At 65.0% G+C, this 3,046-nt stretch carries 2 protein-coding genes; one reads left to right on the top strand and one right to left on the bottom strand.

The genetic code is table 11. The annotated features are described in order from the left end of the window. The coding region (locus WA702_RS20215; RefSeq protein ID WP_425112318.1) for a GMC family oxidoreductase at positions 1–1,454 on the bottom strand (1,454 nt) is incomplete at its 3' end. 168 nt (positions 1,455–1,622) lie between these two features. Between WA702_RS20215 and WA702_RS20210 the strand changes: the two genes are divergently transcribed. Continuing rightward, positions 1,623–2,798: a M20 aminoacylase family protein gene (locus WA702_RS20210; protein WP_425112317.1), complete on the top strand. Its 1,176-nt coding sequence runs from the start codon at positions 1,623–1,625 to the stop codon at positions 2,796–2,798. Positions 2,799–3,046: the final 248 nt, after the last annotated feature.

Here is a 3,046-nt window from a genome sequence, read left to right as displayed (position 1 = left end):
TCGGCGCGGCCCATCTTGGCGGTGCCGACGGGATGGAAGATGGTGGTGCCGATGTCGCCGGCGGCTTTCGCCAGTGCCGCGTCGTCATCGCCCACGGCAGGGCCAGGTAAAAATTCGACCGGGTTGTAGCGCGCCAGCGCCTGCTGGCGCATCAGCCGGCGTGTGGTGCGGATCGCGTCCGCCGCGACCTGGCGGTCCTCGTCGGTGGCCAGATAGTTCGGCGCGATCGCCGGCGCTTCATCCGGCTTGCTTGAACGGATGCGCACGGTGCCGCGCGAGGTCGGCCGCAGGTTGCAGGCGCTGACGGTGATGGCGGGGAAGCGATGCAGGGGATCGCCGAACTTGTCGAGCGACAGCGGCTGCACGTGAAACTGGATATTGGCGCGCTCGCGGCTCGGATCGGAGCGGGTGAAGATACCCAGTTGCGATGGCGCCATGGTCAGCGGACCGCGACGGCGGAACGCATAATCGAGCCCCATCAGGCCGCGCTGGATCAGCGAGTAGTAGGTCTCGTTCAGCGTCTTCACGCCAGTCACCTGGTAGATCGCGCGCTGCTGCAGATGGTCCTGCAGATTGCGCCCGACACCCGGCGCATCGCGCACGACCTCGATGCCGAGCGAGGCGAGCCAGTCGGCAGGGCCGATGCCGGAGCGCTGCAGGACCTGCACCGAACCGATCGAGCCGGCGCTCAGGATCACCTCGCCATTGGTGCGGGCTTCGATCACCTCGCCGTTCTGGACGAAACGTACGCCGACGGCGCGGCCATTCTCCACGATCAGGCGGTCGACCAGCACATGCTTTTCCAGCTGCAGGTTCGGCCGGTTCAGCGCCGGCTTGAGGAAGCCGCGCGCGGACGACCAGCGCCGGCCGCGCTTCTGATTGACGTGGAAATAGCTGATGCCCTCATTGTCGCCGGTGTTGAAGTCGGGGATGCGCCGGATACCCATCTGTTCGGCGGCGTCGCCGATGGCGTCCAGCACCGCCCAGGACAGCCGCGGCGCCTCGATCCGCCAACCGCCGCCGGCGCCGTGGTGCTCGCTTTCGCCCAGGAAGTGATCCTCCAGCCGCCGGAACAGCGGCAGCACGTCGGAATAGGCCCAGCCCGTCAGCCCGAGCTGCCGCCAGTGGTCGTAGTCGGCGGCCTGGCCCCGCATCGAGATCATGGCGTTGATCGCCGAGGAGCCGCCGATCACCTTGCCGCGCGGATAGGCCAGCGAGCGGCCGTTCAGGCCCGGCTCTGGCTCGGTGCGGAACATCCAATCCGAGCGGGGATTGCCGATCGCGAAGAGGTAGCCGACCGGGATGTGAAACCAGATCCAGTTGTCGCTGCCGCCGGCCTCCAGGATCAGGACGCGGTTTTTCGGCTCGGCCGACAGGCGGTTGGCCAGGATACAGCCGGCGGTACCCGCGCCCACCACGATGTAATCGAAATCTCCTTCGAGCCGTCTCGCCATCGCATCCTTCCCGGTCTGTTCTTGCCCGGGGTTTTAGTCAGCGACGGGCGCGCTGGACAACCCCATCCTTCGGCAATGGTGCTGAGCCGGCCAGGGGCTTCTCTATTGGGCGGGCCGGATTTTGCATGCTAAACGGGCAGCCACACCCACGGAGTCACGAGATTTCCCATGCCCATCGTCAACCGCGTCGCCGACCTGCAACCTGACATCCAGGCCTGGAGGCGCGACATTCATGAGCACCCGGAGCTGCTCTATGATGTCCATCGCACCGCCGGCTTCGTGGCGGACCGCCTGAAGGAATTCGGCTGCGACGAAATCGTGACGGGGCTCGGCAAGACCGGCGTGGTCGGCGTCATCAAGGGCAGGCAGCCGGCTGGCAATGGCGATGTCAAGGTGATTGGTCTGCGCGCCGACATGGATGCGCTTCCCGTCGCGGAGATGACCGGCCTGCCATACGCGTCAAAGACGCCGGGCGTCATGCATGCCTGCGGTCATGACGGCCACACCGCGATGCTGCTGGGCGCGGCGCGCTATCTCGCCGAGACGCGCAATTTCGCCGGCGACGCCGTCGTGATCTTCCAGCCGGCCGAAGAGGGCGGCGCCGGCGCGCAGGCCATGATCAATGACGGCCTGATGGAGCGCTTCAAGATCGACCAGGTCTACGGCATGCACAATGGCCCGGGCCTGCCGGTCGGCTCGTTCGCAATCCGGCCCGGCCCGTTGATGGCGGCGACCGACTCCATCGACATTCTGATCGAAGGCAAGGGCGCACATGCCGCGAAGCCAAATAACGGCATCGATTCCGTTCTGGTCGGTGCGCAACTGATCACGGCCTTGCAGCAGATCGTGTCGCGCAATGTCGATCCGCTGGAGTCCGCCGTGATCTCGATCTGCGAATTCCACGCCGGCAATGCGCGCAACGTGATCCCGCAGACCGCAGAGTTGCATGGGACTGTTCGCACGTTGACGCCGAAGGTGCGCGAACTGGTCGCCAAGCGGGTGCGCGAGGTCGTGGATGGCATCGCCCAGGTCACCGGTGCCAAGATCGATCTGACCTACACGCCGGGCTATCCGGTGACGGTCAATCACGCGGCCGAGACCGAGCGTGCGATCCAGATCGCCAAGGATGTCGCCGGTGAAAAAAATGTGCACGAGATGCCGCCGATGATGGGCGCGGAGGATTTTTCCTACATGCTCGAGGCCCGCCCCGGTGCATTCATCTTCATCGGCAATGGCGACACGGCGGGCCTGCATCACCCGGCCTATAATTTCAACGACGAGGCGATCGTCTACGGCACGTCGTATTTCATCAAAATGGTGGAGACGGCGCTGGCGGCGTCGTAGTCCGGCACGGAAAGCGGTCGCATAGCGCGAGCTGCGTAGGGTGGGCAAAGGCGTTCTTCGCCGTGCCCACCATTCAGACCATGCCTCGTGTTGAATGGTGGGCACGCTTCGCTTTGCCCACCCTACGAGCTCTAAAAACAAAAGGCCCGCGGTTAGCGCCGCGGGCCTTTTTTTAAGTTGCTCGCGTGCTCAGAACAGATGCACGAAGATGAAGTACAGCGTGCCTGACAGGATCATCGCGATCGGCA

The organism is Bradyrhizobium sp. (assembly GCF_049798375.1).
Classification (GTDB): Bacteria; Pseudomonadota; Alphaproteobacteria; order Rhizobiales; family Xanthobacteraceae; genus Bradyrhizobium.
Note: the sequence above shows the minus strand (reverse complement) of the source record. Positions and strands in the feature narration are given on the sequence as shown.

Excerpts from the sequence above, each read along its gene's own strand:
- WA702_RS20210 (WP_425112317.1), top strand. The coding sequence starts at position 1,623 with ATGCCCATCGTCAACCGCGTCGCCGACCTGCAACCTGACATCCAGGCC.